The organism is Pseudogulbenkiania ferrooxidans 2002 (genome assembly GCF_000174355.1).
GTDB classification, from domain to species: domain Bacteria; phylum Pseudomonadota; class Gammaproteobacteria; order Burkholderiales; family Chromobacteriaceae; genus Pseudogulbenkiania; species Pseudogulbenkiania ferrooxidans.
The window spans coordinates 101,192-127,413 of sequence record NZ_ACIS01000005.1 but is presented as its reverse complement, the minus strand read 5'-3'; the positions used below and the strand labels follow the sequence as shown (position 1 = coordinate 127,413).

Sequence of the window (26,222 nt, the reverse complement as noted above, 5' to 3'; positions counted from 1 at the left end):
CCTATCTATGCTGCTCACGCTCAACGTCAAAGATTTCGTCATCGTCGACCAGCTGGCGCTGGACTTTTCCGACGGCTTCACCGTACTGACCGGGGAAACCGGCGCCGGCAAATCCATCATTCTCGACGCGCTCGGCCTGCTGCTCGGCGACCGGGCCGACGGCACCATGGTACGGGAAGGCACCGACCGGGCCCGCTGACCTATCTGCCCGAGCTGCGCGCCTGGCTGCACGACAACGCGCTGGACTCGGACGAGGACGAGCTGCTGCTACGCCGCCTGGTCGACCGCAGCGGCCGCTCCAAGGGCTTCATCAACGGCCAGCCGGCAACGCTGGCCCAGCTCAAACAGGTCGGAGACTTTCTGGTCGACATCCACGGCCAGCACGCGCACCAGTCGCTGACCCGGCCTGAAACCCAACGCCACCTGCTCGACGCCTACGCCGGCTCGCTGGCGCTGGCGCGCGACGTGGAAGAAGCCTGGCAGGCGCTGCACAAGGCGCGCCGCGCCCGTGAAGAGGCCGAAAAGAAGTCGCGCGAATTCGAAGTCGAACGCGAGCGTCTTTCTTGGCAGATCAACGAGCTGAGTGAACTGCAGCTCCAGCCCGACGAATGGACCGCGTTGAACCAGGCGCACTCGCGCTTCGCCAACGCGGCCGAACTCGCGCAAAGCGCCCAGCTGGCGGTGGACGCGCTCTCCGAGATGGACGGCAACTGCCTGTCCGTGCTGGCCCAGGTGCAGAGTCGGCTGAGCAAGCTGTCCCATCTCGACCCTCGCCTCACCGACAGCCTGTCGCTGCTCGACTCGGTCGACGCGGAGTTGCGCGAGGTGGTCTATGGCCTGCGCGATTACGCCTCCAGCATCGACGAAGACCCGGCCCAGCTCGCCGACATGGAGCGCCGCATCGATACCCTGATGAGCGCCGCCCGCAAGTACCGGGTGCAGCCGCAGGATCTGCCGGAAAAGCTGGCCGACTGGCAGCGCCAGCTGGCCGAACTTGAGGCGTCGACCGATATTGAGGCGCTCGCCGTCGCCGAATCGAGCTGCCTGGCACGCTACCGCACCATGGCCGAAGCGCTGTCCGGCAAACGCCGCCAGGCCGCGGCGGAGCTGTCCGAGCGCATTTCGGGCGAAATGCAGAATCTGGCGATGGGCGGCGCCCGTTTCGCCATCGAACTCGCGCCACTGGGCGACCCCACCGCCTACGGCCTGGAATCGGTCGAATACCTAGTCGCCGCCAACGCCGGCACCAGCCTGCGCTCGCTGGCCAAGGTCGCCTCCGGCGGCGAGCTGTCACGCATCAGTCTGGCCATGCAGGTGGTGATCAGCCAGGTCGCCAGCGTACCAACGCTGATCTTCGACGAAGTGGACGTCGGCATCGGCGGCCGCGTCGCCGAGGTCATCGGCAAGCTGCTGCGCCAGCTGGGCGAACGCTACCAGGTGCTGTGCATCACCCACCTGCCCCAAGTTGCATCTTGCGCCGCCACGCACTGGCAGGTCAGCAAGGCGGAGCGCCAGGGCAAGGTCCTCAGCCAGATTCGCCCGCTCGACGCCGAAGAACGGATCATGGAAATCGCCCGCATGCTGGGCGGCGTCGACATCACCGACACCACCCGCCAGCACGCCGCCGAAATGCTCGCGCTCAACACCTGAGGGCCTAGCCAAAAGCGCAAACTGACGGTAATATTCCGTGCTCATTCCGATACGGAAGCGTGGCCGAGTGGTTTAAGGCAGCGGTCTTGAAAACCGCCGAAGGTGTGAGCCTTCCGTGAGTTCGAATCTCACCGCTTCCGCCAGATTCAACCCGTCTTGATCCGAGCCAACCAGTCCTGAACTGAGAACTGGCACGGGTTACAGGCGGGTTTTGCTTTTCCTGTCGCTCGCGGCGAACCTTGCCTAAGTTGCCCCACGTTGCCCCAGGCGAGCCGACTCTCCCGCACCTCCCGCCGACCCGCAAATGCGCGATTGCCGTTTCAGACAAGACGCCTCGCCCCGCTCACCTTGGCCAGAAAGCCTGAAAGCGGAATCGGATGCTCCAGGCAGGGGGCAGCCAACCTAGACGGCCGGCTGTTCGCTTGGCGGAGCGTGATAGGTCTGCACCTTGTCTTGTTCCGCCGGATCGTTCCGGGCGACGACGGCCCGGGCAACGTCAGTCGTGCTGAGATTGATGGCCTCATGCGGAACACCGGGCGGGATGAACAAAAACTCCCCTGCCTCGCTCACCACTTCGTGTTCAAGCCGCTCCCCCCAACGGGTGAGGACGCGCCCTTCGAGAACGTAAATGCCCGTTTCGTAGCCGATGTGGACGTGCGGCTCGGCGCGGGCGCCCGGCGGGATGACCACCAGATGCATGGAGAGCCCTTCCGCCCCGACGGTTTGCCCCGAAATGCCGACGAAATAGGGCAAACGCTGGCGCGTCATGACCTCTTGCTCGGGGCGCAGCGCCTGCACCTGGCGTTTTTCCCTACTCATACCCGCCCTCCGTTTGTGACTTAGCCTATCCGCACCGTTGGCACCGGCCACCCTGGGACGGCGATGCCTAATGACGCATTCGTCTGCACCCCATCCAGCGGCCATGATCCGGGGGCTTTATTGCACCACCGGTACTCATCACGATAGACCTTCGCCACCCCGAGTGACATGCAGGCAAGGCGGCAGGGGTAGCGGGGCGGCCAAGGGAAAAGGCGCGGGCAGGATCAAGATGCATGCAAGCCACACGCGGGAAGGCGGTCTTCGGCCAACCTTTGGCCGCACCCGTGCCTACGGCGACCACCCTCGCCTGGCGCGGCCCGCGGCTTCATCGCGACCCGGCACAGGCCAGACTGGCGGCGCGATGCCGCCCGCCTAGATCTGGACGATATTCAGCCCGCCATTGCCAAATTTTTCGGGGACATGTCCCAGTGTGAAGAGACGGAAATCGTTGTGCGCAAAGTTCCCGAGATACTTGCCCTGGCTGGCAATGGCGATACCGACGTCCGAGCCGCTCGGATCGAGCACGTTCTGGCCCAGCGCCAGGTCGAACCCCAATAATTCGCTTTCCAGCCCGGCCAGGACATTGGCGTCGGCAATCAGGCTGCGATAGACGTCCGCGAGCGTGCCGCCGTCCAGCGCCAGTTCCTGCAGACGCTGCAGCATGGCGTCACCCAAGCGCAGCTCGCGCAGGCGGTTGTTGCGCAGGAGCAGTTCGCCCCGACCGCGTAGCCACCGAATCTTCCCCTGACTAAAACCCTGGCCGAGTTTTTCCATGATGTCCTGGTTCAGCCGCTCTTCCTTGGTGGCGTCGCCATACAAGGTTACGCGGCCGTTGATATGGTTGTCGGCCAGCAGGGTGTCCGCCTCGGCGTCGGCCAGCGTCAGGGCGCAGCCGGAGGGGTTGAGCAACCATTCGCCGCGCAGACGGTTCAGCCCCGACACCAGCCGGCGTGCGTCGGCACCCGCGACGATATCGGCCCGCAGAGCCAGCAGTGCCTCGGATTCGCCGTTGGCGAGCGGCAGCGCGGTGGAGCGCAGCAGCGTATCCACCTGTTGGCCGAACGCTTCACGCTCCGCCCCGCTCCAGTTGGCGAAAGCTTCGGCCAACGTCAGCGGCACCGACGCAAACAGCTCGCCCTTGCCCGTTTCCAGCGCGGCGGCCATGGGGGCGAGCGCGACCAGGTGGTCGATCAGCGCGCGGGCTCGCTGCACGGAGGCGGGCTGGTAGGCATTGATGACGCATCCGCCGAGATCGATACGCTGCGCCCCCTCGACACGCACCAGGCTGTTGCCGGGCTCGGTCAGACCCGACAGGTGCATGCGCTGGATGCGCAGCTCCTCGCAACCGTCGAAGGATAGCGAGGGGTTGGCTGCCAAGGCGATGAGGTCGAAATCCTGCAGGGTGAGCGAGGCGAAGTCGAACAGTTGCAGCGCTTGGTCGCGCAGGATCAGGCGGCTGGCCGGACCGGCGCCGTGAATGAAGAGATTCACCCCCTTGCCGCCCAGCTCGATGTCGCCCTCCAGCTGATGCTCGCCCGGCAGCAGGCACAGGCAGATATCCTTTTGGTCGCTGCCGATCAGCTTCTTGAGGGCCTCGTCCAGGGTGGAGAATTCCCCTCCCTTGCCGACGCCGATGCAGCAGCCTCCGCCATGGCTCTTCTGGCACAGTGCGTCGATGGCGCCCTGGACGTCGCTGATGCCCTGGGCCTGGAGATCCGGGCATTGGCTCGGGTCGTAGGCCACTTGAGACGCCAGCGACAGGCAGGCGCCAAAATCGATCTGGTTGTACTTGCCCACGGCCGGCTGGCCGGCTTCCAGCAGTTCCGCCTTGCAGCTCTGGCTGACGCCGGTAGGCGCCAGGCTCCACTCCACCGCCGCGACGCCGTTACCCTGCGTGTTCACCGTGACCGACAGGCCGGCCCCGTTCAGCGAGCCGCTGCCGGCGGTAAAACGCACCGGCACCCCGGCCACCGGGAACTCGCCGTTGAACACCGCGACTTCCAGCGGATGATCCAGCTTGACGTTCTGCGGGACGATCGGATTGGGCTTGGCCTCCTGGCCATCGCCTCCGACGTAGTAGAGGTTGGTCAGCTCGGTGAGCGCAGGGAACAGCGGACGGCAGTCCGACAAGGTGGTCCAGTTGCCGCTCTGGCAGCTCAGCAGGGCAAGCCGGGCAAAGGCGCGCAGCGTGCCCTCGGGCGCGCGGAACTGCGCCTTGCCGCTCGCCTGCGGCCATTCGATGTCGGCGGTGGCGGTGCGCGCGGGCATGGTCCAGTAGTCACCGACACGGTAGTTGCCGGTGAGAAACTTGATCTCGACGCCATCCTCCAGCTCGACCCAGCCGGTGTCATAGGGGCTGTTGGCGGCGAGCGGCGCCATGTCGTCCCAGCCGTCCCAGCGGCGCACGCGCGGATTGTCCCCAAACAGGGCCTTGTCGAGTGTCCCGGTGGCGCTGGACAGGTCGAGGGTGACCACGTTGCCCTCGGTCTTCAGCACCTTCACCAGCGTGCCGGCGCGGCCGAGCAGCTCATGGGTATCGTCGAAGAATTCCAGCCAGCAGCCTGCCGTGATCGAGAGATAGGCATCCCGGCCAATGCTGGCCACCTCGAACTCATCGGCCGCCGGGTCGTTAAGCCAGCGCACCACCCGGCTGACGATGCTGCCGTTGTCGCGTGACCACTTGTAGCGCAGCTTGCCGCCAGCGCTGCCATCCTCGTGGATTTCCACGCGGTAGAGCAGATTCTCGAGGCGGCGGAAGCCCGCTTCCGGGGCAAGCAGGCAGGGGTCTTTCGGCTGTTTGCTCGGCTCGGCACGGGCCCCCATCTTGCCGTCCGGGGCGTCGACCAGGGCATCCCAGGGGGTGAAGGCGCTGTCGCACGCGATATCGGCGCCGGGGTCGGCCACCCGCATCAGTTTCACCTGCCAGATCAGCTGGTCGCGCGTGGCGCTGTCGGGCCCGCCCAGCGCCACCTCACGGATCAGCGGGTCTTCCAGAGCGGTGACATGGCGTAGCCAGGCCTCCAGGTAGCCCAGGTAGATGCCGTCCGGCGGCGTTACCGCGTTGCCGCTGCCGTCGTACAGCATGATCCCGGCCAGCGGAGCCGCATTCGCCGGCGGCAGCGGCAACTGCGTGAAACCGGCCGGCAGGATCGGCGAGACAGTGTTCTTCAGCGACGGCTGCGCGATCAGCGAGGCGGGTGCCGGGTTGTCACACAGCAGGCCCTCCACATAGAAGTGACCGGCGCTAATGTCGATGTTCTGGCCGTTGCCGGAGAGCTTGAAACCGGGAGCGGCAAGGGGCGCGCCGCTGTGGCCGATGACGTCCACGGTTTCCAGTTCGATGCGCCGGTTCAGGATGTCCTGCTGTTCGTTCCAGTCGGCATCCAGCTGCACCCGCCCCTGCTGCATGCGGACGCTGCGGTAATGCTTATCCGGTCGGTCGGTCGAGCGAGTGAGATCGGCTTTCATGGTCGTCGTCCTGGTTGGTTAGAGGGTGCGACTCAATTGACATAAATAATCCCGGCCTCCAGGCCAAAGCGCAGGTACTCGTCCAGCGCCTGGTGCAGATTGGCCTCGCGCTGCGGCTGCTGGAGCAGGTTCCACACGCCCATCTCGGCGCCGTCTTCCGCGCCCTTGCGGATTTCCGGGGCGGTGCTCAGACGCAGCTGGACGTAGGCCGGGTGACCGAAGCGGGTCGAGGTGAAGGCCGGCGTGACACGCACGCTTTCCTGCTGCGCCAGCGCCGGGGTCAGCCCCTGGATCACCAGGTCCGGCTGGCAGCGGTAGCGCCGTGGTGTCTGCGACCCCGGGGGGACGTAGCAGAAGCGCACGCAGCCTTGTTGCTTGCGCACGATGGCCAGAGGTTGGCTGAACAGGCTGTTGCTCGCGGTCAGCCCCCCCGCCTTGGTGCTGCCGAGCACGGTGCACCGTTCCAGCTCGAGCAGGGTATCGGGGAGGTCGAAAACCAGCGCGTCGCCGTTGTCGAACACGCTATAACGCGCGCTGACGCCGGCAATGGCCTGGCTGACCTGCAGCGCGCCGCACAGGCAATGGCTCAGCCGGATGAGCAGGCCGCTGCCACTACCGGCATGACGCATACCCCCCTTGTCGGGACTCAGGCTGCAATGACGCAACTCCACGACGGCGAGCGGACCTGACAGCGTCAAGGCACCGTCGAGCAACAGGCCTGACAAGGTCAGGCGGGTGCTGACGTTGCCTTGCAGGCTCCAGTCGCCCAGCAGCACCGGGCGATGCCGGTTCTCGGCCTCGATGGCGAGGTGAGTATCCGGCAGGTTCAGCACCGGCGTCAGGCTTTCACTGGCGTCCCCCAGCAGACGGATCAGCGTGCGGCTGCCGGGCGCGAGCGCGGCGAGCGCCGCGGCCAGGCTGGGATGATCGCCCGGCACGCGCCAGATCACCTCGAACTCGGCCGGGTCCAGCAGACCCTCGCTTTCATCGTCCTCGCGGCGCAGCGGCCGCCGGTCGTAGGGGCCGCCGCCGACATCTCCCGGAAAACCGTAGGCGTAGGCCACCTCGACCGTGCCGACGGTCTTGCCGGCGGGCAGCGCGATGCGCCCGAGCACCGGGTCGAAACCGACCAGGTAGCGCCCCGGCGCATCGGGAAACGCGCGCGCGGGGCCGCCGCCACGGGGCACCACGGCCAGTTGCACTGGCGGGCGGCGCCAGTCGTCCGGGTCGCCGGGATTGACCTTGGCCAGCAAGGCCAGGTTGCACACCACCAGATGCTCGGGCGGCACTTCGCTGCCGTCCAGCCAGATCCGCAGTACCGGGCCACCCTCGTCCTCGGCAAAGTAGCGCGGCGACGGCGTTTCACCGTCGGCGATGGCCTGGCGCAATGCGGTCAGCTCGGCGTGCAGCACGCGGCGTGACAGCGGTTCCGGCACGTGGATCGGCTGCGCCAGCTGGGTGACCTCGCTTTCGGTGCGGGGCCGGTTGTAGAGCACGCCGTCGGCGGTGCCGGCATCGTCCGCGACGCTGCGCCCCAGGGCATCGAAGTAGTAACGCCCGGCCTCGCCGCCGGCCGCGCGCGCGGTGGCCCGCTGCAAGGCGTAGGCTTGCAAGCGCCAGAGGTAAAGGCCGACGTTGGGAATGTTGTAGCGGCCGGCCGATAACGGTCTGACCTCGGCGCTGTGGGCACTGCGGTCGAACGGCCCGTCCACCCGCTCCATGGCGATGGCATCGCGGATGTCCGGTGTGCGCTGATTGTGCAGGCGGCGATGGTTGAGATACTGGGTCGTGCCCAGCAGTTCGAAGAACTCTACTGCACGCGCGCGCCAGCCGGTGCAGTCGAAGGCCAGTTGCTCCAGCACCGGCACGGTTCCCTTGCGCCGGCGCAGGCGCAGGGTGTTGGCCACCAACGCACGTTGGCCGAAGGACTGGGTTCCCCCCACCGCGTACAGCCCCCGCACGCCGAGCAGGTCGCCGATGTAGGGGATCAGCCAGTCGTCGCAGGTCTCGATGAACCAGTTGTCGTACAGGGTCGCAATGTCCTGTTCGAGCAGGTTGCCCTGCTCCGCGATGATTTCCAGCAAGGCGTGCAACGGTCCGCCCTGCTCGGCGTCACGCTCGCGATAAAAGGCCGGCAGGCGCGACAGGAGAAATTCGGCATCGATGCTCATGCGCTCAGCTCCGTGAGAATGACGTCGTCCAGGTCGACCAACAGCAGTTGCGCCGGCCGTATCTGCCCGTCCTGCCAGCGTGCGCCACGCGCCTCCAGACGGCCATCCGGGCCGGCCACGCTCACGCTGCCGTCATGCCGCCGCAGGCTGTCCAGGTCGACCCGCTCCACCCCCGTCACCCGCTGCATCGTCGCGATGACTTCGCTGCCACTGAGCGACTGGCCGTAACTGCGGGCGGCGAAACCGAAGGCATCGCCCAGCGCCGCCCGGACCGCGGCCAGCACGCGCGCGCTGTCCTGATCCGGAGCGAGGCGCAGCTTGGCACTGAGACCGAAGCGCAGCATCACGCCCGGCTCCAGACGCAGCGGCTGGTAGGCAGGGCGCACGGCGTCAATCGCATCGGCCAGATGGCGATACAGCGCCGAATCCGGAGCGATGTCCGCGCCGTCGCTGCCGATCACCGTCAGATGCACCAGCCGCTGCTCGCCATTCCAGAGCCAGACGGCCTGGGCCTTGCCGATGCCGGCGAAGGCGGCGGCAAAGTCCTCGAAGTCGCGCAGCGACACGATGCGTTCGAGCGTCAGCACCGTCAGCGGCGCGTTGCGCCGGGCGCGCTCGCCGCTCTCGGGATCGGTGCCGCCGCTGGCGGGCGCCGGGTTGATCACGGCCTTGACGCCCAGCGGACGGTTGAGCAGCAGGCTGATCTGTCCTGCCTTGAGATTGCCGGCGACGCCGATGCCGACGCGGTAACGCGCCGCCACGTTCATCTGGCCGCTGGGCAGACGGCTGCCGTGAGCGCCATCGCCAAACTGCAGGGTCATGCTGCCGTCGTCGCCGTGCCGCACCAGATAGGCGCGATCGTCGCGCAGCAGTTCGCCGATACGCGGCGCCTCGCGCCAGCGCACGCCGTCCACCCGCACCTCCAGGCTGCTGGCGATACCGCTCGGGGTCGGCGCGCTGATGTAGGTCAGCGGCTTCTGGCGCAAGGTGAAGCGCTGGAAGGCGCTGCTGCCGTCGCCGCTGCCGAGGATCTCGGGCTGGATCGCCATCTGCTTGCTATCGCCATGGCTGGCCGGAACGACATTGGCATTGATGCGCAGGGTCAGCGGTAGATAGCCATGCTGCAGGTCGGCCTCCAGCTCAAGCCGCGAGCGGCCGGCGATCGTGTCATTGCGGCGCAGGCACCGCACTTCCGACACCGCGGCCAGGCGCACGGCACAGCGTTCTCCGTCGGTAAAGCTGAGCGTGGCGCTGACCCCATCCTGCGCCAGCTCCAGCGCCGCCAAGGCGGCACCGTCCAGCAGGCGCTGGCGCGCCCGGGCATTGCCGTTCCAGTCGCTCAGGGTGTGGCCGGCAAAGGCCAGCCAGCGCCCGGCTTCGAGTTCGGGCTGCAGCGTGGCCAGGGTCACCAGATGGCCCTCGATGAAGCCGGAGATGGGCCGCGTCGCCCAGGGCAACGCCACCGCTTCGCCAAACACGCTGGTATCACGCAGGCGTTCGTTGAACAGCTCGCGCAGGCGTTCGCCGCGCAGGCTCAGACGAGTGCTCTTGCCGCTCAGGGTGAAGGCGCTACGGGCATCCTCGCGGTTATCCAGCACCTGATAGAGCTCCTGGTACTCGGGAATCGCCAGCACCAACCAGCTGCCGCTCACCAGCTTGGGGTAGCTGGCGTCCAGATGCACCGTATGCACGTCGCGCGGATAGAGGCTGGTCTGCGGAACGATCTGCTTGGCAATGCCAGGGCCGGACCAGCGCAGGGCGACCACGGCCGCGCCGGTGTTCTCGTAAAACTCCAGGCGGATGTCGACCTTGCGCCCGCCCTCAAGGTCGCCGAGCGTGGCGCTGTACTCGGTGGCAGCATGGTCGTTCCACTGGTCCACCAGCAGGTGGCCATCCACCCAGAGCCTGACGCCGTCATCGGCGGTGACGTAAAAGGTGTAGCTGCCGCTGGCGGGAATCTGCAGCCAGCCGGTCCAGCGCGCCGAAAAGGTATCGCTGGTGATGACCGGGTCGGGGCTGCCCGTTCCCCAGTTGAAGTCGATGGTGGCATCGGTACGGCTCAGCTTGCGGCTGGCAAACCCCTTGTCCTCGAAATACTCGCCGTACAGGCCTGTGCCGCTGGCGAGACCGTCGGGCGGGTCGGAGATGTCCGCCAGGGTGAACCCCGGCCATTGCGGATGCTGGTCGATCGAGGTCGACTCCAGCGAATCCGACCCGCGGTAACTGGCCCGCAGGCTGCGCGGCATGGCCTTCCAGTCCGGAGCCGCCTGGCCGAACAACGCGGCCTTGGTGCGCAGCGCGTAGCAGCGCGGATTCGTCTTGGCCGGCTCCACATGCGGAACGACCGAGCCGAACGGCTTGTCGAGGGTGACCACGGTATAGCCTGCCAGGGCGTCGGCGCTGGGCTCACTGGGCGGCACCACCTGCAGGCGCGCAACACGGCGGAAATCCCAGTTCTCGTTGCCGGGATCGTTCTGCCGCTCGTCCCCCACCACCAGCACGGCGTCGCCCGGTTGCAGGCCGGTATTCTGCCCTTTCAGATAGAGCGTCCGCCCGCCCCAGTACGGCAGCACTGCCTCCTGGTTCAGCACCTCCAGCGCATTCCACGCCGCCCGGGCCTGCAGCGGCTCGAGCGTTTCGAACACCTGCGCCTGCTGATCCTGCTCGGGCACGCTCTGCGTCTTGCAGCCGGCATCGATGCGCGCTTCGGCCGGCGCGCCGGGCGCGGTTTCCAGGGTAAAGGCGAGGAAGGTGGAGGCGGCGACGCCTGGCCGCAACTCGTAGCCGATGGCCCGCCCCAGCTCCAGCACCGAGCGCCGTTCGGTGGCGGTGCGCAGGAAGCCCTCGTTGACGATGCGCTCCTGATAGAAGCTGAGCACGTCCAGCACCGCGGACCAGGCGTCCAGCAACGCCAGGGCGGGATCATCGGCCGCACGCGTGCCCAGTTCCTGCAGCACCGGATGGGCGCTCAGCCGGGTCAGCTGGCTGGCCCGAAATCGGCCGTGGGTACCGACCCGATAGCGCAATTCCGGCTGCCCGGGTGGATTGAGTTCGTCCACCGGGGTCTGCGCTTCAAGCCCGCTGCAGCAGCCACACCGTTCGCCGTCGCTCATAGCCCACCTCGCATGTTCAAGCGCAGCCGCCCGTTTTCGGGGAAGTTGGGGTCGTTGTCGAGTCGCAGCACCTCCAGCGGCGCAAGCGCGATCTGGCCCTCCTCGCGCTCATTGCCGGCGGCCTTGCCCCAACGCTGGAAGCGCGGAACGTCGACCGACGCCACCCCGGCCACCCCCTGCACCGCTTCGATCAGCCGGGACAGCGCCAGCCCCTCGCCGAAGCTGAAGAAATCGGGATGGAAGAAACCTTGCCGGCCCTGCTCGTCCTGGCCGCGGCCAAGGCGCTTGAGCAGCGCCAGCTTGACCGCCGCGGCGAAGTAGCCGGGCAGCACGCAGACCGTCAGCTCGATATCCAGCGGCACGTACACCGGCTCGCTGAGATCGAGGTCGTAACCGGCCAGACGGAAGCGATCCAGGTGCTGCAACATGTCGTTCCGGAACGCCTCGTCCAGCGGCAGCCCGTCCTTGCGGTCGACGCTGACGAACATGGTGTACCAGCTGCCGGTCCACCGCAGGCGCGCGGCGGCGCGCTGGACCTGGGGGTGACGTTCGGCGGCGCGGGCATAGTCGCTCTCGGTGACCGCGCGTTCCTGGGTGCGGAACGCCTCGGGGGCGTACAGCTTGATCGCATCGCTGCTTTCCGGCTCTGCCCCGCCCTCGGCCGGCAACGGGTTGCGCACGCTCTCGACGAACGGCGCGATGGCGACGTCGTCGCACACCAGGCGGGTGATGCTTTCCGCCCCGACATTGCCGTGCACCCCGCCACCCTGACGATAGCTGGCCAGCAGGCGCATGCCGGCTTCCGGGCGCTGGCCGTAGCGGCCGTCGCCGAAGCGCAGGCTGGCAGTGCCGTCTGCCTCGTTCTCCACCACGAACTCCTGGGCAAAGCGGTCGCTGCCCAGCAGGTCGCGCTGCGGTCGCCACGGGGTGGCGTCGGGCAGCGGCTGGGTACCATACAGGGCGTTATCGCCGGCACGCAGTTCCATGTCGGCAGGCAGGGCCTGGCGCGGCTCCTGACGCAGTGCGCGCTGCGCGGACCAGCCGGCCTTGAGTGCCTCGTCGTGGGCATACGGTTCGGCATACGCCAGGCCGGGCTCGCGCAGACGCGGCCGGTAGCGCCCCTGCCCGGGCACCCGCTCCGGCAGCAAGGCTTCCCAGCCCCGCGTCAGGCCATGGTCGGCCAACACCACGTTGCCACGCGCCACGGCGACCGGACGAACCTCGCTGGCCCCACCCGGGGTGGTCTCGGCACTGACGCACAGCGCAAATGGCAAGGCGTCCTCCTCGTGCCAGCGCACCAGTTGCAGCGCGGTGTTGGTCAGCGGGTCTTGCCCGGGCTCCACGGCCACCAGGCGTACAGCATGACGATGGCCGGTATCGGCATCGGCAGTCCGCCCGGTGGTGGGGCTCAGCACTTCCTCCAGAATCAGCACCATCCCCTTTTGCAACGCCAGCTTGGGCTGGTCGACCAATGCCGCCTCGGTACTCCCTTTGGCGAGACAGAAATTCGGGTCCCCCCAGTTGTGGATGGCCATCTCGCTGTGCGCGGCCTGTAGCCGTAGCGCATGCAGGGTTTCGAACACCTGGGTGTCGCCGTCTGGCAGGGTGTCGAGAATCGACGACGGCACTACCGGCGCGGAATCCTGGCCACGGGTGAGCATGGGGCTGCGCGCCGGCAGTTCCTGGCCATCGGCCCCGGCCTTGACGCTCAGGGCCAGGTAGACGCGGCTGTTGCAACCGTCATGGATGGGGTAATCCAGCAGGCGGGCATGGCGGCGCAGCGACACGCGCCGACGCGCGGTTCCCAAATAGGCTTCAGTCGCCACGGCATCCTGGTAGTAGCTGAGCTGGTCGCCGACATGGGCGAGCATTTCCACCAGCGCCACCGAAAAATCGGCCGGGTTGCGCTCATGGAAACCGGGAATCAGTTGTCCCATGCGGTCGAGCATCAGCCTGCGGAAGCTGGCGTAGTCCTTGGCCAGGTAGTCCAGCAGCGGTTCCGGCGGCAGCGATGGAGAACAGACATGCCCGTCGGCACAATCGAATTCCGAGGGACATTGCGCCTTGAAAGTGAAGCGGATGCTCGACAGCACCGGGTCGAACCCGGACGGCACATCGTCCGGCGAGGCCGGATTCACCAGGCTGAACAGGTACCAGGAGAAATCTCCCGGCTGGTCGACCTTCAGCTCGAGCACGTTGCCGTTCACATTCAGCCCGACGATGCGCACGTCGCGCACCCGCACCCCGCCTTCGATCCGGCAGTTGGCCAGGGTCAGGCCCGCCAGCGGGTGCACAAACACCACCTTCAGCGTCAGCTGATTCTTGCTGGCGACTTCTAGGTAATCGATGCCGTTCAGGGTCGGCGGATCGAGGTCGCGCAGCAACTGCAGGCGGCGCGGGTTGTCGGTGCGGAATTGCCGTTTCATGCCAGCCCCCTGCTGAACCGGGCCAGCTGCCGCTCGCGATCACGGCGCACAATGTACTGCACCGTCACGCTCAGACGCGCGTCCAGGCTCTCGACCTGCACCGCTTCCACTTCGATCAGCTCGCCCAGCCATTGCTGCAGCGAACCCTGCACCGTCATCTGCACGGCGGCGGCCAGCGCGTCGTTGTTGGGGGCGAAGGCGAGCTGAAGCAGGCCGCAGCCGAAATCCGGGCGGTTGACCCTCTCGCCCGGCACCGTGAACAGCACCTGTTCGATCATGTCGCGGATATGGACATCGTCATACACCTCGCGGCTGCGCCCGCGAGAATCGATGCCGAATGGAAAAGCCAGTGCCATGTCACACCCCCGAAACCCTGAGCTGCGTCACCGAGACCATCATCGGCGTACCGGTCGGCGTGCAGATCGAGGTGCTCGACTGCAGCAATACCGGCTGCCCGCCGGCGAACACCCGGGTCGCCCCCACCAGCCATTGCCCGGTAACGCAGGGGCCGTTGCCGGCGCTGGGCGGCGGCATGCTGCAGCCGGCGACGACGTAGGGCGCGGTGAGCGTGGTGACCGGCTGACCGGACACCAGCACGCGCGGAAACGGCGCGGTCGGCGTCGCCTGTCCGCCGTGGGCGCACATCACCGTGGCCCCAAGGTGCAAGAGAAAACCCGGCATCACTGCCTCCTCCCCTGACGTGGCAAACCCGGTCGATCGGCACGGGCCGGCCAGCCCTTGCCCGGCGCGATGCGGCGCGGGTACGCCGGTGCCGTCCCCGGAGGGCTCCGGCCAGGACGCTGGCGCGTGCTCAAACGGCGCATTTCAGATCACCGTCAGGGCACCCTGGTTGATGTTCACCGTCGGGCCATTGAGCATGATGGTCGCCCCCTGGCCGTTGCTGATGGTGATGCCAACCTCGTTGATGGAAATCAGCGCTCCCGTGGTGCTCTTCAGCAGGATGCCGCCCGTCGGGCCGGGCAGATCGGACAGCATCAGCGTGTTCTGATTGCCGCTTTGCAAGACGAGGCTCGGTGACACCGGCAGGCCCGCCAGCGCCAGTGCCGGCACCTCGGCCGCACTGCCCCAGAAGCCGCCCACCCAGATCGGGTAGTCCTGGTCGCCCTGTTCGAACTCCACCCACACCCCGGCGCCGATCTGCGGCAACACGAACACCCCGCTTTGCTTGCCGGCAAAGGGCACGCAGGGCATCGCCCAGCTCGACAGGCCGACACCCAGCACATCGGGCACCTGCACCTGGACGCGGCCCATCTGCATGGGGTCGATGTTGTTCAGCACCACGCCGCGATACTTGCCGTAGAACTTGCCTTCGCTCATACCGGAACCCTCGGAAGTGTGGAAATCAGGCCGTTGCGGGTCAGCGTGAAGTTCTGCTTGAACTCGCCCGCCTTGAAGGTGCTGCTGACGTTCTTCACGTAGTACAAACCGTCGAATGCCGGGCCGGCGCCCCGCACCCCGACGAGTTGGCGCGCCTTGAGCACGTTGCCGTAGCGCAGGACGTCGAGGGAGCCGGTGGCGGTGACCACGTCGGCGGAGCCGGCCGCTGCCGCCAGCCCCTTGGACAAGGCCGCCATGGGCGACAGCTTGGCAGTTTCCTTCATCAGGTTGATCGACTTCGGCAGCGGCGGCAGTAGCCCCAGCGGCGGGTTGGCCAGGCTGATGTCGGGAATCGGCAGCGGGATGGGAAACTTGGTCAAGGCGTTCTGGATGAATACGATCGGCAACGAGGCCTTGGTGTTGTCCACGGCGAAGGACAGCGATTCGACGTTGCTGTGGGCGTCCATACCCAGATTGAGCGCTGGTTGCGGTGCGCCCAGCTTGATCTCCGGCCCCCAGTAGGCGGTGTTCATGCCCGGCAACGGTCCGGGGTCGACATAGAATACGTAGCCTGCATCCTTGGCCAGCTTCTGCACATAGGCCAGGTCTGTGCCCTCGTGGGTGGGAATCTTGTCCACCGGAATGGGCACATCGCTGAAGATCTGCGGGATGACCAGCGGCACCATGCCAAACATCGCATACTTGGCGACCACCAGTGCCACCCGTGCCTCGGCCGGCATGGCCGGGTACGGAATGCCGTTGAACTCCTGCTGATCCATCGCCACCGAGAGGTCCTCCCCGGTGACGGTCAGGGTGCTCTGCCCCGGCTCGTTGGAGCCGCTGACCTCCTGCTTGGTGATCAGCCCGTCCATCATCACCAGCGGCAGGCTGTTCAGGGTGGCCACGATGAGGACCCGCAACCAGGGCACCCGGCCCCCCGTCAGCACCAGCAGGGTATGCAGGGGCGAGTTGTTCTCCAGCACGAAACTGATCTGGAAACCGCTGCGGGAGCCGGCCGCCGACGTCACCTGGACGCTCGCCAGGGCATCCATCACCGGTTTCGGCACCGGCAGCGGAACCGCCGGGCCCGCCAGCAGGGAGAGATGGATGCCCTTAAGCATCGTTCATCCCCGGCATGCCTTCCGGCAGGGTCAGGCGTATGCGCCGCCCCAATTCCTCCAGCTCGCGCGGATGCAGGCTGCCGTTGGCGTCTGGCAGGCGCCAGAACTGCTCGGGATCGCCGAGCACGGTCGCCGCCATGAGGTCGATACGGTCACCCTCGACCACGCGGTACTCCTGCAGCGTCACAAAGCGCGCCGGATCGGGCACGAAGCGCCGCCGCAGGTAGACCCGCTTGCGGCCGTCGGCGTCGTACAGTTCGGCGGTATCGCAGCCGTAATAACGGCTGTTGGGTGGGAACCGGTCACTCATTCGCGAACTCCTCCATGCCAAGTCCTGCACGCTGTGCTACGCCGTCCGCCCCTTGTGGGGAGCGGCTCGCGCTTCTGATCTGTCTGTATCGCCGGATCGCCTGCATGCCCTGCCCGCCTCAGAACAGGCTGCTCAGGCCCAGGCTCGCCAGCGTTGAGCTGGATGCCTTGGCCGCCAGCCGCTCCCGGCTCTGGTGGTAGACCATGTACAAGTGCCCGCCCTTGTCACCGAAACCGAGGTCGTTGACATTGAGCACACGCATGCCGAGCGTGATGCGGGCTCGGATCGGGTTGAGCTGGGTGTCGAACGCCTCTTCGACGATGGCAAAGTCGGTGATGCGCACGGGCACCACGCGCTCCTTGCTCCACACGAACAGCGGCAGCGGTGCCTGCACCGGGATGATTTCCAGCGTGCCCGCGTTGGCCATCTGGTTGTTGCGGATCAGGGCACCGCTCTCCGGGTAGACGATGGTCTCCAGCGCTGCCAGTTGCGGGTGGATGCCCACCTCGACCACGGTGCGATGCTGGTCGGGAAACTCCAGTTGGTCGGTGGCATCGATCTCGGCGTCCAGCTTGATGGTTTCCACCGGCGGTCCTTTGAGCCGCAGCGGCTCGCTGTGTGCCGCGCTGCCGCCCGTGCTCTGCGGCTGCAGGCTGCGGGTCAGCAGGTCGGGGTTGTACTGCAGCGCGATCACCCGCTGCACCGTGCCGCTGGACGGGTCGATCAGGATCAGCCCCCCCTTGAGCAACTTCGGCGAATTCGTTAATCCGGTCATGGCGTGGTCCTCATCGCGCGCCTAATCGCCCTTGACCGAGCACAAGCCGGTTTCTTTCGAACCGGCCTCGCGCTCGTCGCTCTTGTTGGCGTCGCCAAACAGGCTGGACAACATCCTGGATGGATCAAGCTTCAATTCCGACGGCTCCGGCTTGATGTCGGAGAGGCGCGGCATCCGGAAGCCTTCGACGCTGTCGTAATGCAGAGGCAGGCGCACCCCGAGCCCCAGGCCGGTGTCAAACTTGCCACCCAACAGCTCCCAGCTCTTCTCGGTGCGTACCTTGAAGCGCCATACGCCGGCCTCGGCATACACCCGGGCGCAAAGCGCGGCCGCCAAGACCACGTTGCCACCGATATAGGCGCTGGCATCGACGCTGAACTTGTCCTTGCTGTAGGCAATCTCGCTCGACAGCTCCGCCTTTCCCTCCAGACCGGCCTTGGCGGAGACGTTGAGGCCGCCGCCGACTTCCGCGATATAGGCGTCGATGACCACGTCGGCACCGATCCTGCCGGTGATACCACCGCCCGCCGGGATGCTGGCCTTGGCCTGTAGAGTGAAGCTGAAGTCGGGGTTGTCCTCGAACGGGCTGAACTTGACCGTTGCCTTGACCCCGGTAAGGACACCGGGGCCGACGTAGTAGTAGTACCCGAGGCTGCCCCAGAGCTTGACCTTGAGGCCGATGTTGCCGATCGAGGCGCCGGGAATGGGGATGCTGCCGGAGGCCTGGAAGATAGTGTGGTCTTCCTGCTTCTCGGGGAAACGTCCAAAGAGCTTGATGTCCGGAAAACTCAGTTCACCATCGAAGGTGATCTTCTGGTGCTCGTCGATGGTGATGCCGGCGGTCGCCACCAGATCCTTCTTGATCTCGTAGGAGAGCCGGCCCTTGCCGCTGATCTTCTCGTTGGGGTGCAGCTCGACGACGATATTGCCCTTGGCCTTGCCCTTGTCGATCTTGATGTCGCCCTTGCCGTACACCTTTTCCTTGCCACCCTTGTTCTCGTAGGTGGCATCCACCGTGCCGTCGAGGCCGGAGAAGGCGAAGCCGGCCTGGCCCTTGGCGATGAACAGCTCCCCGTCGTACCAGAGGCTGGCTTGGATCGGCTTGAGGTAGGGATTCTTGACCTTGATCCGGCCCCGCCCCTGGAACACCCATTTGCTCGCGGTGTAGTTCAGCTCCAGGGTGGCCTCGTTGTTGCCCGGCAGTTCCAGGTTGACCTTGCCGCTGGCGTCGATCTTGCCGGCCTTGAACCAGACGTCGACCGAGCCGCTCTTCACGTAGGGTATCTTGCCGGCCATTTGGCCGGATTCGATGTGCGCCCCGCCGCTCCACTCGCCCCCCTGGTACTTGACCTCGCCCTTGGCCTGATCGATTCCGGGCAGGTAGACCAGCAAATCGCCCTTGAGCACCAGGCCGGCGTCGTCAGCCGAGGCGGTGAGCTTGAGATCGGCCAGTTTTTTTCCCGCGCCGAACTCCAGCGCCAGCGTGCCCACCGGCTTGAACACCGGCGCCAGCTCAAGGGCGATGCTCGCCTCGGTGACCTTCACGCCGGGGAACGGCGGCTTGATCTTGTCCTTGTCGATGCCCTTGGTGACACGGAAACTGTTGGCGTCCATCGCCACGTTGAGCGTCGGCAAGAGCGGGATGCTCGGCTTGATGGTGCCCTCGGCGCTGATGCCGTTGGAATCGACGGTCAGGCTGGTGAACTGGCCGGGGCTCAACTTGGTGTATTCGAACTTGATCGGCGCGCTCGGTTTGCCCTTCGGCAGCAACAGCGAACCGTCCGGGCCGATGCCGAGCAGCAGGTCCCCGCCCTTGGTATTGGGCTTGAGATGCATGATTTCGCCGTCGATGCTGGCGCGGATCTTGTCCCGCCCCTTGCCCTTGCCATCGCGCTCGAAACTGACCAGGGTCAGACCCTTGATGCTGCCGGCGGCCGCCTTGTTTTCGGCATAGGGCGAGCCCGCCAGCGGGATCGACTTGCTCTTGTCCGCCGGCAACTTGAGCTTCACCGGGTTGCCCAGGATGATCAGGTCGTAGTCCACCACCACGGCACCACTGGCCGCCGTGATCGAGGGGTCGTTGAAGCGTTGTCCCAATTGGCAGCACAGCGAGCACTTCGGGCTGCCCTGCATCACCGCGCCCTTGAAGGACAGCGACACCCGCTTGGGCCGCTTGTTGCCCAGCGCAGTCTTGGCGTCATCGAAAGCGGCGCTGGCCAGGTAGCGCAATTGCTGTTGTATCAGGTTGCCGCTGGAGCCGTTGTCCACCTTGTCCAGCACTTGCAGGTTGTCAGCGTTGTTGTCTCCGCCGACCTGCAGTTCCTGGATGTGGTCGATTTCGCAGGTCGGACCATTGGGGATTTTGGGGAACGTCGACTCGCCCCCGACCTCCTTCCAGCGCTTGTGGGCCTCCTTGCCCAGCTTGTAGCCATACTTCGACAACCAGGTGCGCTGCAGGGTATCCGTGGGGTCACGCGGGATATTCTTGTACGGTTTGGGGACGCCGCCGGCCCACTCGAACACCGCCGTCAACGGCCGGTACGGCTTGTTGCATAAGGCCAGCGCGTACGGGCCCTTCTGCGCCGGCAGCACCAGCTTCTCGACCTCGTAGTCGGCCTGGGTCTTGCTCACCGAGCCCGACACCTGTACCGGCACCTCGCTGCTGGTGAGGCTGAAGCTGCGGTTGTAGGTGGAGGTTTCGTACTCGGCGGTGAAGCCCGGTGCCGGGTCCTTTTCTTCGGCGGCGGGAGTGGCCCCTGCCGGCGTGGCGGCCGGCGCTGGTGGCGTGACAGTCGGCGTGGCCGGCTTGCGCGACAGGCGCGGACCACCCTGGCTGAGTACGCCATTGGGCAGCGGCTGCCCGCTCATCACCCGGTCGGCCGCAAAGTCGGCCTCGCGTTCCAGGCGTTGGTAATCAGGCCCTTGGTCGGCCAGGCTGCTGATACCGGCGCGCTGCAGCCCCTGCTGCTGCACGGTGTGCGCCAGCTCGTGAGCCAGCAGATGGCGGCCGCTCTCGCTGTGGGGCTGGTACTGCCCATCGGCGAAGACGATGTTTTGCCCCACGGTGTAGGCGTGGGCGTCGACATCGCGCGCGGAAGCGGCGGCGGCGCTGTCGTCGTGGATACGCACAGAGCCAAAGTCGCTGCCGAAACGGTCTTCCATGAAGTGCCGGGTATCGGCATCCAGCGGCCGCCCCGTGCGCTCCAGGGTGGTCCCGACCGAAGCCGGCAGCCCCGTCTGCGGCGTCACCGGGCGACTGGCATGGCGCTGCAGCTGATGCTGGGCCGCGCAGGTTTCGCATTCGCCACTGCCGCCGGCATTGGCACCGCAGGCGCACTTGCGCTGCAGCAGGCCACGCGCCGACGCCTTGCTGGCGGGCGGCTCGCGCTCGGCTTGCGGCGTCAGTACGTGTTCGGCCATGACGGTCAGTCTCCCAGCTGCTGGGCTATCAGCCGTGCCAGCCGCCGCCCGGTCAGTTCCGGTCGCTCGCCAGCGTGGCGACGAAAACGCGCAATCTGCAGCCGATCGGCCTGGAACCCCTGCGCCGGCAGCGGTTGCGCCGCCAGCAGGCGGCCCAGTTCGCGCTTGAGGGCCTCGGCCAGCCGGGTGCCATCGCGCAAGGAATACCCCGGCAAGGCCAGGCTGCCGATGTGCAGATTGATCGCCGGCGCGACTGGCTTCGTTGCGCCTTTCATAGCCAATCCCCCACCTCGGCAGCCGACAGCGGTTTCTCGAGCTTGGCGAATTCGCTTTCGGCAGCGGTACGCAAGTGACGCATGGCGATGGCGGTGTCCTCGTCGGCAGCAAGGAAGGCCGCATTCAACGCCAGGTTGCGGATGTGCCCTCCGGACAGCGACAGCCGTGCCAGTTTGCCCAGATCGAGGTCGGCCACCGGCGTGTTCGACGGAAACACCCGCGCCCAGATGGCGCTGCGGGCAGCGGCGTCCGGAAACGGGAATGGCACGATGAACCGCATGCGCCGCTGGAACGCGGTGTCGATGGCTTGCTTGAGGTTGCTGGTGAGAATCGCCAGGCCGTGGTAGGTCTCGATGCGTTGCAGCAGGTAGCTCACTTCCAGGTTGGCGTAGCGGTCATGACTGTCGCGGACTTCGCTGCGTTTGCCGAACAGTGCATCGGCTTCGTCGAAGAGCAGGATGGCGCCGCTGCGCTCGGCGACGGAAAACACCCGCGCCAGGTTCTTCTCCGTCTCGCCAATGTACTTGCTGACCAGCGCCGCCAGGTCGATGCGGAACAGATCGAGCCGCAATTCGTTGGCGAGCACTTCGGCGGCCAGGGTCTTGCCGGTACCGCTGCCGCCGACAAACAATGCGCTGATGCCAAGCCCGCGCGTGCTGCGCTCGGCGAAGCCCCACTCGCGGTACACGCGGGTGCGCTGGCGCACCTGAGCGGCGAGGGTGCGCAACATGGTGATGGCCGACTCCGGCAGCACCAGATCGTCCCACCCCGCCTGCGACTCGACGCGTGTCGCCAGCTGCTCAAGGTCGTGGCGTGCCTCTCTGCGACAGGCATCCCACAGCTGCTCGCCTCCCTGCCCGGCTGTGCCATCCCAATTTGAGGCGATGCGTACGATGACGTTGGCCGAAAGATGGAACTGCTCGGCGATGTGGCCGAGCCGGCCGTTCAGCCTCTCGCCTTTCTCCCCCAGCGCCTGCTGCCAGACCGCGAGGCGGCTGGCCGTATCCCCGCCGTGCCAGTCGACGCGCCATTGAGGGCGGCGCAACGTCAGGTTGCCGTCGCCGCTAACCAGGATCAGCCCCTGCAGTCCCTCGATGAAGTCCCCCAGCCGCTGCGCCTGAGCAGGCTCGGGCCGCTCCAATTCGATCCAGAGCAAGGCGTTGTGCAGCAAGGCTTCGCGCTCCCAGAGGCGCGCCAGCAGCTCGCGCTCCTGTTGCGCGGCAGGCAACTCGCGCGCCTGCAGACGGTACAGCCGCAGCTTGAGTTGCGCCGCCAGTGACTTGGCGAAAGTCTCCCCGTCACCCTCTTCGAAACGGGCGACCACGGTCGTCGCCAGACTCGGGGCGCCCTGCCAGTGTTCGGCAAGTCGGGCGATCTCGGGGTCGAAGCGGGTGTCCGCGCTCGCCTCAACAGGCCGGAACCAGGGCTCCAGCCGTGGGTCCGGGTAGCTCAGCCCCACCACCTGATGCAGGATCGACTCGTCCACCACCAGTCTTGCCTGCAACGGCCCGCCACCGCCGGCCAGTTCCAGCAGGCGCCAGCGCCGCAGACGACCGACCGGCGTGGCGGCTGCCCAGTCCGGTTTGGGCAGCAGAGCCAGCGCCAGGTCGAAACTCAGCCAGGGTTTGTTCTCGTCGCCCTGCGCCTGGGCCAGCAGGGTGCGAAAGCGCACATCGAGCTCGGTGGCCACGGCCAGCAGCAGGACGTCCTGCTCGAAACGGTTCAGTTCCAGGCGCTGGGACAAACTGGCCAGCGCCGGCGGCGTTTCGAGGTAGGTGCCGTACGGGGTGGGCTGGCCGGAAAGCGTCCGCGCCAGGTAGTCGGCAAAGGCGTCCAGCGCCGAGGCGAGCAGGCGCCGATTAGTTGCCAGATCACGACGCGAGCTCATGGCAGCACCTCCGGCCCGCTGAAGCGCCCGTCCGGCCCCAGCACCAGCGGGCTGGTTCCCGCATCCACCTGGACCCGGGCAAGGTAACTGCCCTGGGCCACGTTGCGGTAATCGACAGTGACATCGGCAGTGCTCTCGGCGGGCGCAACGATGCCGTTTCCCTCACGCGCGGCAAAGCTGTAGGCGCGTGCCGGCCGGTTGGGCGGCGGGCTTTTCTCGTTGAGCAGCAGGCGGACGCGCTGACGGCTGCCGATACGCGGCACACAGCCGATCTTGATCGTGCCGCTGCGGTAGGTGACGCCGTCCACGACCGTGCTGGTAGCACCGGGCTGGACGGCGAAGCTCGCCTCGGGATTGAGGACGAAGGCGGCCAGATTGGATTCCTGCCCGCCGTGCACCTGTGGCGGCTGCCCCATCCACTGCGGGTGGATCAGTTGCACGGTGCAGACCCCGGCGCGCAGCATATCCGGAATGGCGGGAGGGTTGGGCGGATCGGGCAACAGAAAGCCAAACGCCAGTTCATCCGCTCCCAGGCTCTGCACGCCCCCGGCAAATTCCTGACCATTGAGCAGCAGGCTGAGCGACGGCGCGGCAAGGTTGACGCCGCCGATCCGCACCGTGCCGCTGGGCACGATAGGCGCCGCGGCTCCGGCGCTGGATTCGACCCGATCGAGACGAGGCGCCCGCAACGGCACCACGTAGAGGTTGCGGGCCAGAACCGGCAGCGGGCGACGCACGCTCTGCGGCGACTGCATCAGCACCACGCTGACGAGGTAGGCGGCACTCGGCCGTGCCGGCGTCTGCAAGGCCGCCCAGATGCGCGAAATCTCATCCGTGGTGTGGTTGAGGGGCGTGATGCGCAGCTGTTCCAGCTGGTCGGCCAGCCCGGCCAGTTCCAGCTCCTGCGGCAGGTTGGGCTTGTTGGCCGCCGGCTTCAGCGCATCGCGGATCGCCGCGCGGCCCAGGGCGGGGGTATCGTGCAGGATTTGCATGGCGGCCCCCAGCATGATTTCGGCGTGAAAGTCGGCCACTCCGTAAGCCGAGAGCAGGAAGTGCAGGTCGAGCGCCAGGGCCGGGTTGGCGATGCGTTCGCCGCGCCCGTCGCGGCTTGGCAGATCGAGATTGGCCCAACCGGGATTACGCGTCTGGTTGTACAAGAAAATGTTGAGCTGGCTGGAGCCGCTGTCCGACGCGATGCGTTCGGGCGGGATGCAGGTGACGGGGACGGCGTTGGCCCCCAGGACATCGTCCAGCTTGAGCGCAGCGAAACCACCCTGCAGCATCTGCTGCAATACGGCGGCGGTGGCGGCGACACTGAGCGCGTTGCTCATTCTCGCCCTCCCCGGCCACGCCCGGCGTTATTGCGCTCCTGCAGATACGCCTCGAGGGACTGCACCACCGGCTGCCGCGGCGCATTGTCATGACGCGGTACAGCGGCTGGCTCCGCCGGCAGCACCTCGATACGGCCGATGTTGATTTCCACTCGATGCGCCCCCAGCTGCGGCGCGGTCACGGCAGCATGCTCAGATCGCGGCGGAGCGGCCGATGGCGCCACCTGCGGGTAGCCCTGCGGCTCTACCAGAGTCAGGCGTTCCACTCGCTGTTCGAGCGTGTGTTCCACCGTGTCCCGGTGCTCGATTCTTTCGTGGTGCACGTCGAGTCGCTCATGCACCCGGTGCTCCACCTGCTCGCGCGCCAGAGGTTCCAGTCGTGGCGCCACCACAACGCCGGGCAGCACCGGCTCGGATGAAGCAGATACCGGCTGCGTGAGCGGTGGTGCCGCCTCGACTCGCGCAGAGACTGTCCCGATCGGCCACTGTGGTGGCGCAGGAGGCAGTGGGTTCCGCCCTTCGCGGGGCTCGCCTGGTGGCGGCGTTTCCATATCCAGAACCGGTTCCGTCTCGGGCCGCAGCGGGACGGAAGCATCGGGCCGTAAAGGCGGCACGCTACGAGGGGGCGGGGTGTCGACCGGAGCGCTGGGGACATCGGCCGCCGTTTCGGAGAAAGTGACCGCGGCCGACTCCCCTTCGAAGCGCGACGGTGCACGGGGGTGAATGCGCGGGGCTTGCAAGGCGCGGCGGGCCAGCGTGGACAGGTGATCGCTCATGCCAGCACCCGTGCCAGGTAGCGGGCACGCCGGGCCGGGCTCAGGGCGAGGATGTGCGCCTCGCTCCAGCCATAGGCCTGCGCCAGCAGATGAACCTGATCCAGCAGACGCTCCGCCCAGTGTCCGAGCGCTTCGTCGAGGTAGACACCGATATCGAACAGTTCGTCCCATTGCCGGGCGCAGGCGGGGCAATCGAGGCTCAGCTCGGTCGCGGCCTGGGGATCGGCCTCGGCCATGGCCTGAGCCAACAGGGCCTGCAGCTCCGCCGGCGGTGCCTCGGGCATCTCGCCGTCGACACAGCGGCGCAGCAGCAAGGTGCGCGCCTGCTCGACATCGCCGGCCTGCGTCAGTGCAGCCAGATCGCGACTGTCCGGCAAGCGGTAGCGGAACGACCGGCCTTGCCACTCCACGCTCAGCGTCGACTCGTCCAGCGCCGGGGCGTCCAGCCGCAGGGCGTGACAATCCAGGCTCAGTTCCAGGCGTTCGCCGCAGGATGGGCAATGGGTGGTGGCGTCGAGGCGGGAGCCAAACAGGGCACCGTGCAGTGCCAGCAACTGACTGTCGCGCCGGCCCAACGGCAGTCGTTCAGCGGCCGCCTGGCCGTCCTCCATGAGGGGCGCGAGCAGGGCACAGGGGCGCAGGGGCGGCGGCAGGGTCTGGCTGTGCTCCCAGGCCCGCAACCAATCATCGGCAGTGAGTACGCGCAAGGTTGACCTCCATCCGTAGCCGTGGCGGGTACCGCGTTCAGCCCGCGCCACGCGTCAGTACGTCGTTGTCAGCTCGGTTCGGTGAAGCTGGGCTCGCTGGGCTCGGCCACTTCGTAATCACGCTCCCAGCCCTCGTTCTCGAGCTTGAGGCGGGCGATGGCCACGGCGTTGGCGTTGGCATCCAGATCAGGTAATGACTGGAACTCGCTGACCCAGCAGCGGTACACCTTGTAGGCCACCGCCAACTGGCCGGCCTCGTTGTACAGCTCGATGATGAGGTCCTTGCGAAAATCCTTGAGGGACACTTCCGCACCCAGGCCGGAACCGAAGTTCCACACCTTGTTGGCCCATTTTTCGAACTCCGGGTCGTGGGTGACGCCGCGCTCGAGGGTAATGGCCTCGAACTCGGTGCGACCGGGGGACTTGCGGCTGCTGCTGGGATCACCGCCCTCGCGGTGTTTCACCACTTCGGTGGTGCGCTTGAGCGCGGAGACCTTGCTGATGCCGGCCACGTAGCGGCCATCCCACTTGACGCGGAATTTGAAGTTTTTGTACGGATCAAAGCGCTGCGCGTTGACGGTGAATTGGGCCATGGATGTTCTCCCTGATGAACCGGAACGGAGTCACGCGCCC

General features: G+C 66.9%; 18 protein-coding genes, 1 tRNA gene and 1 pseudogene. 2 read left to right on the top strand and 18 right to left on the bottom strand.

The window, feature by feature from the left end; all coding sequences use genetic code 11:
• Nucleotides 1–7 precede the first annotated feature (7 nt).
• Nucleotides 8–1,650 (top strand): annotated as a pseudogene (gene recN, locus FURADRAFT_RS09845) (DNA repair protein RecN).
• Nucleotides 1,651–1,703: 53 nt separating this feature from the next.
• Nucleotides 1,704–1,793: transfer RNA gene (locus FURADRAFT_RS09840), tRNA-Ser, on the top strand.
• Nucleotides 1,794–2,052: 259 nt separating this feature from the next.
• Here FURADRAFT_RS09840 and FURADRAFT_RS09835 read toward each other — a convergent pair.
• The 18 genes from FURADRAFT_RS09835 to FURADRAFT_RS09750 form a co-directional block, all read right to left on the bottom strand.
• The gene (locus FURADRAFT_RS09835; RefSeq protein ID WP_008953990.1) at nucleotides 2,053–2,469 is read right to left on the bottom strand and encodes a cupin domain-containing protein; all 417 of its coding nucleotides are present in this window, start codon (nucleotides 2,467–2,469) and stop codon (nucleotides 2,053–2,055) included.
• A 372-nt stretch (nucleotides 2,470–2,841) separates the two neighbouring features.
• Nucleotides 2,842–5,937, bottom strand: coding sequence for a DUF6519 domain-containing protein (locus FURADRAFT_RS09830; RefSeq protein ID WP_008953989.1), 3,096 nt, complete (start codon nucleotides 5,935–5,937; stop codon nucleotides 2,842–2,844).
• 32 nt (nucleotides 5,938–5,969) lie between these two features.
• Nucleotides 5,970–8,108, bottom strand: coding sequence for a hypothetical protein (locus FURADRAFT_RS09825; protein ID WP_008953988.1), 2,139 nt, complete (start codon nucleotides 8,106–8,108; stop codon nucleotides 5,970–5,972).
• On the bottom strand, nucleotides 8,105–11,221 hold the full coding sequence (locus FURADRAFT_RS09820) for a putative baseplate assembly protein (protein ID WP_008953987.1): 3,117 nt from the start codon (nucleotides 11,219–11,221) through the stop codon (nucleotides 8,105–8,107). Before FURADRAFT_RS09820 ends, FURADRAFT_RS09825 begins: the two co-directional genes overlap by 4 nt.
• A complete protein-coding gene (locus tag FURADRAFT_RS09815; protein WP_008953986.1) occupies nucleotides 11,218–13,647 on the bottom strand; it encodes a putative baseplate assembly protein in 2,430 nt (809 codons plus the stop codon). Before FURADRAFT_RS09815 ends, FURADRAFT_RS09820 begins: the two co-directional genes overlap by 4 nt.
• Complete coding sequence (locus tag FURADRAFT_RS09810) at nucleotides 13,644–14,003, bottom strand: GPW/gp25 family protein (protein WP_008953985.1); 360 nt, start codon at nucleotides 14,001–14,003, stop codon at nucleotides 13,644–13,646. Before FURADRAFT_RS09810 ends, FURADRAFT_RS09815 begins: the two co-directional genes overlap by 4 nt.
• Before the next feature lies 1 nt (nucleotide 14,004).
• Nucleotides 14,005–14,328, bottom strand: a complete 324-nt coding sequence (locus tag FURADRAFT_RS09805) for a hypothetical protein (RefSeq protein ID WP_008953984.1) — start codon at nucleotides 14,326–14,328, stop codon at nucleotides 14,005–14,007.
• Between the two features lie 144 nt (nucleotides 14,329–14,472).
• Complete coding sequence (locus FURADRAFT_RS09800) at nucleotides 14,473–14,985, bottom strand: phage baseplate assembly protein V (RefSeq protein WP_008953983.1); 513 nt, start codon at nucleotides 14,983–14,985, stop codon at nucleotides 14,473–14,475.
• Complete coding sequence (locus FURADRAFT_RS09795; protein ID WP_008953982.1) at nucleotides 14,982–16,106, bottom strand: hypothetical protein; 1,125 nt, start codon at nucleotides 16,104–16,106, stop codon at nucleotides 14,982–14,984. The genes FURADRAFT_RS09800 and FURADRAFT_RS09795 overlap by 4 nt, the downstream gene beginning before the upstream one ends.
• Entirely contained in the window at nucleotides 16,099–16,416 is a 318-nt protein-coding gene (locus tag FURADRAFT_RS09790) for a hypothetical protein (protein WP_008953981.1), read from the bottom strand. Before FURADRAFT_RS09790 ends, FURADRAFT_RS09795 begins: the two co-directional genes overlap by 8 nt.
• A 118-nt stretch (nucleotides 16,417–16,534) precedes the next feature.
• On the bottom strand, nucleotides 16,535–17,191 hold the full coding sequence (locus FURADRAFT_RS09785; RefSeq protein WP_008953980.1) for a hypothetical protein: 657 nt from the start codon (nucleotides 17,189–17,191) through the stop codon (nucleotides 16,535–16,537).
• A gap of 21 nt (nucleotides 17,192–17,212) precedes the next feature.
• Nucleotides 17,213–20,611, bottom strand: coding sequence for an eCIS core domain-containing protein (locus FURADRAFT_RS09780; RefSeq protein ID WP_008953979.1), 3,399 nt, complete (start codon nucleotides 20,609–20,611; stop codon nucleotides 17,213–17,215).
• 5 nt (nucleotides 20,612–20,616) lie between these two features.
• Complete coding sequence (locus FURADRAFT_RS09775) at nucleotides 20,617–20,886, bottom strand: hypothetical protein (RefSeq protein WP_008953978.1); 270 nt, start codon at nucleotides 20,884–20,886, stop codon at nucleotides 20,617–20,619.
• Nucleotides 20,883–22,775, bottom strand: coding sequence for an ATP-binding protein (locus FURADRAFT_RS09770; protein WP_008953977.1), 1,893 nt, complete (start codon nucleotides 22,773–22,775; stop codon nucleotides 20,883–20,885). The genes FURADRAFT_RS09775 and FURADRAFT_RS09770 overlap by 4 nt, the downstream gene beginning before the upstream one ends.
• Nucleotides 22,772–24,106, bottom strand: coding sequence for a DUF4255 domain-containing protein (locus FURADRAFT_RS09765; protein ID WP_008953976.1), 1,335 nt, complete (start codon nucleotides 24,104–24,106; stop codon nucleotides 22,772–22,774). Before FURADRAFT_RS09765 ends, FURADRAFT_RS09770 begins: the two co-directional genes overlap by 4 nt.
• Nucleotides 24,103–24,495, bottom strand: coding sequence for a hypothetical protein (locus FURADRAFT_RS20545; RefSeq protein WP_150105047.1), 393 nt, complete (start codon nucleotides 24,493–24,495; stop codon nucleotides 24,103–24,105). Before FURADRAFT_RS20545 ends, FURADRAFT_RS09765 begins: the two co-directional genes overlap by 4 nt.
• A gap of 383 nt (nucleotides 24,496–24,878) precedes the next feature.
• A complete protein-coding gene (locus FURADRAFT_RS09755; RefSeq protein ID WP_008953974.1) occupies nucleotides 24,879–25,589 on the bottom strand; it encodes a hypothetical protein in 711 nt (236 codons plus the stop codon).
• A gap of 68 nt (nucleotides 25,590–25,657) precedes the next feature.
• Nucleotides 25,658–26,182 carry a phage tail protein gene (locus FURADRAFT_RS09750; RefSeq protein ID WP_008953973.1) on the bottom strand — a complete coding sequence of 175 codons (525 nt, stop codon included), beginning with the start codon at nucleotides 26,180–26,182 and terminating at the stop codon, nucleotides 25,658–25,660.
• Nucleotides 26,183–26,222 lie beyond the last annotated feature (40 nt).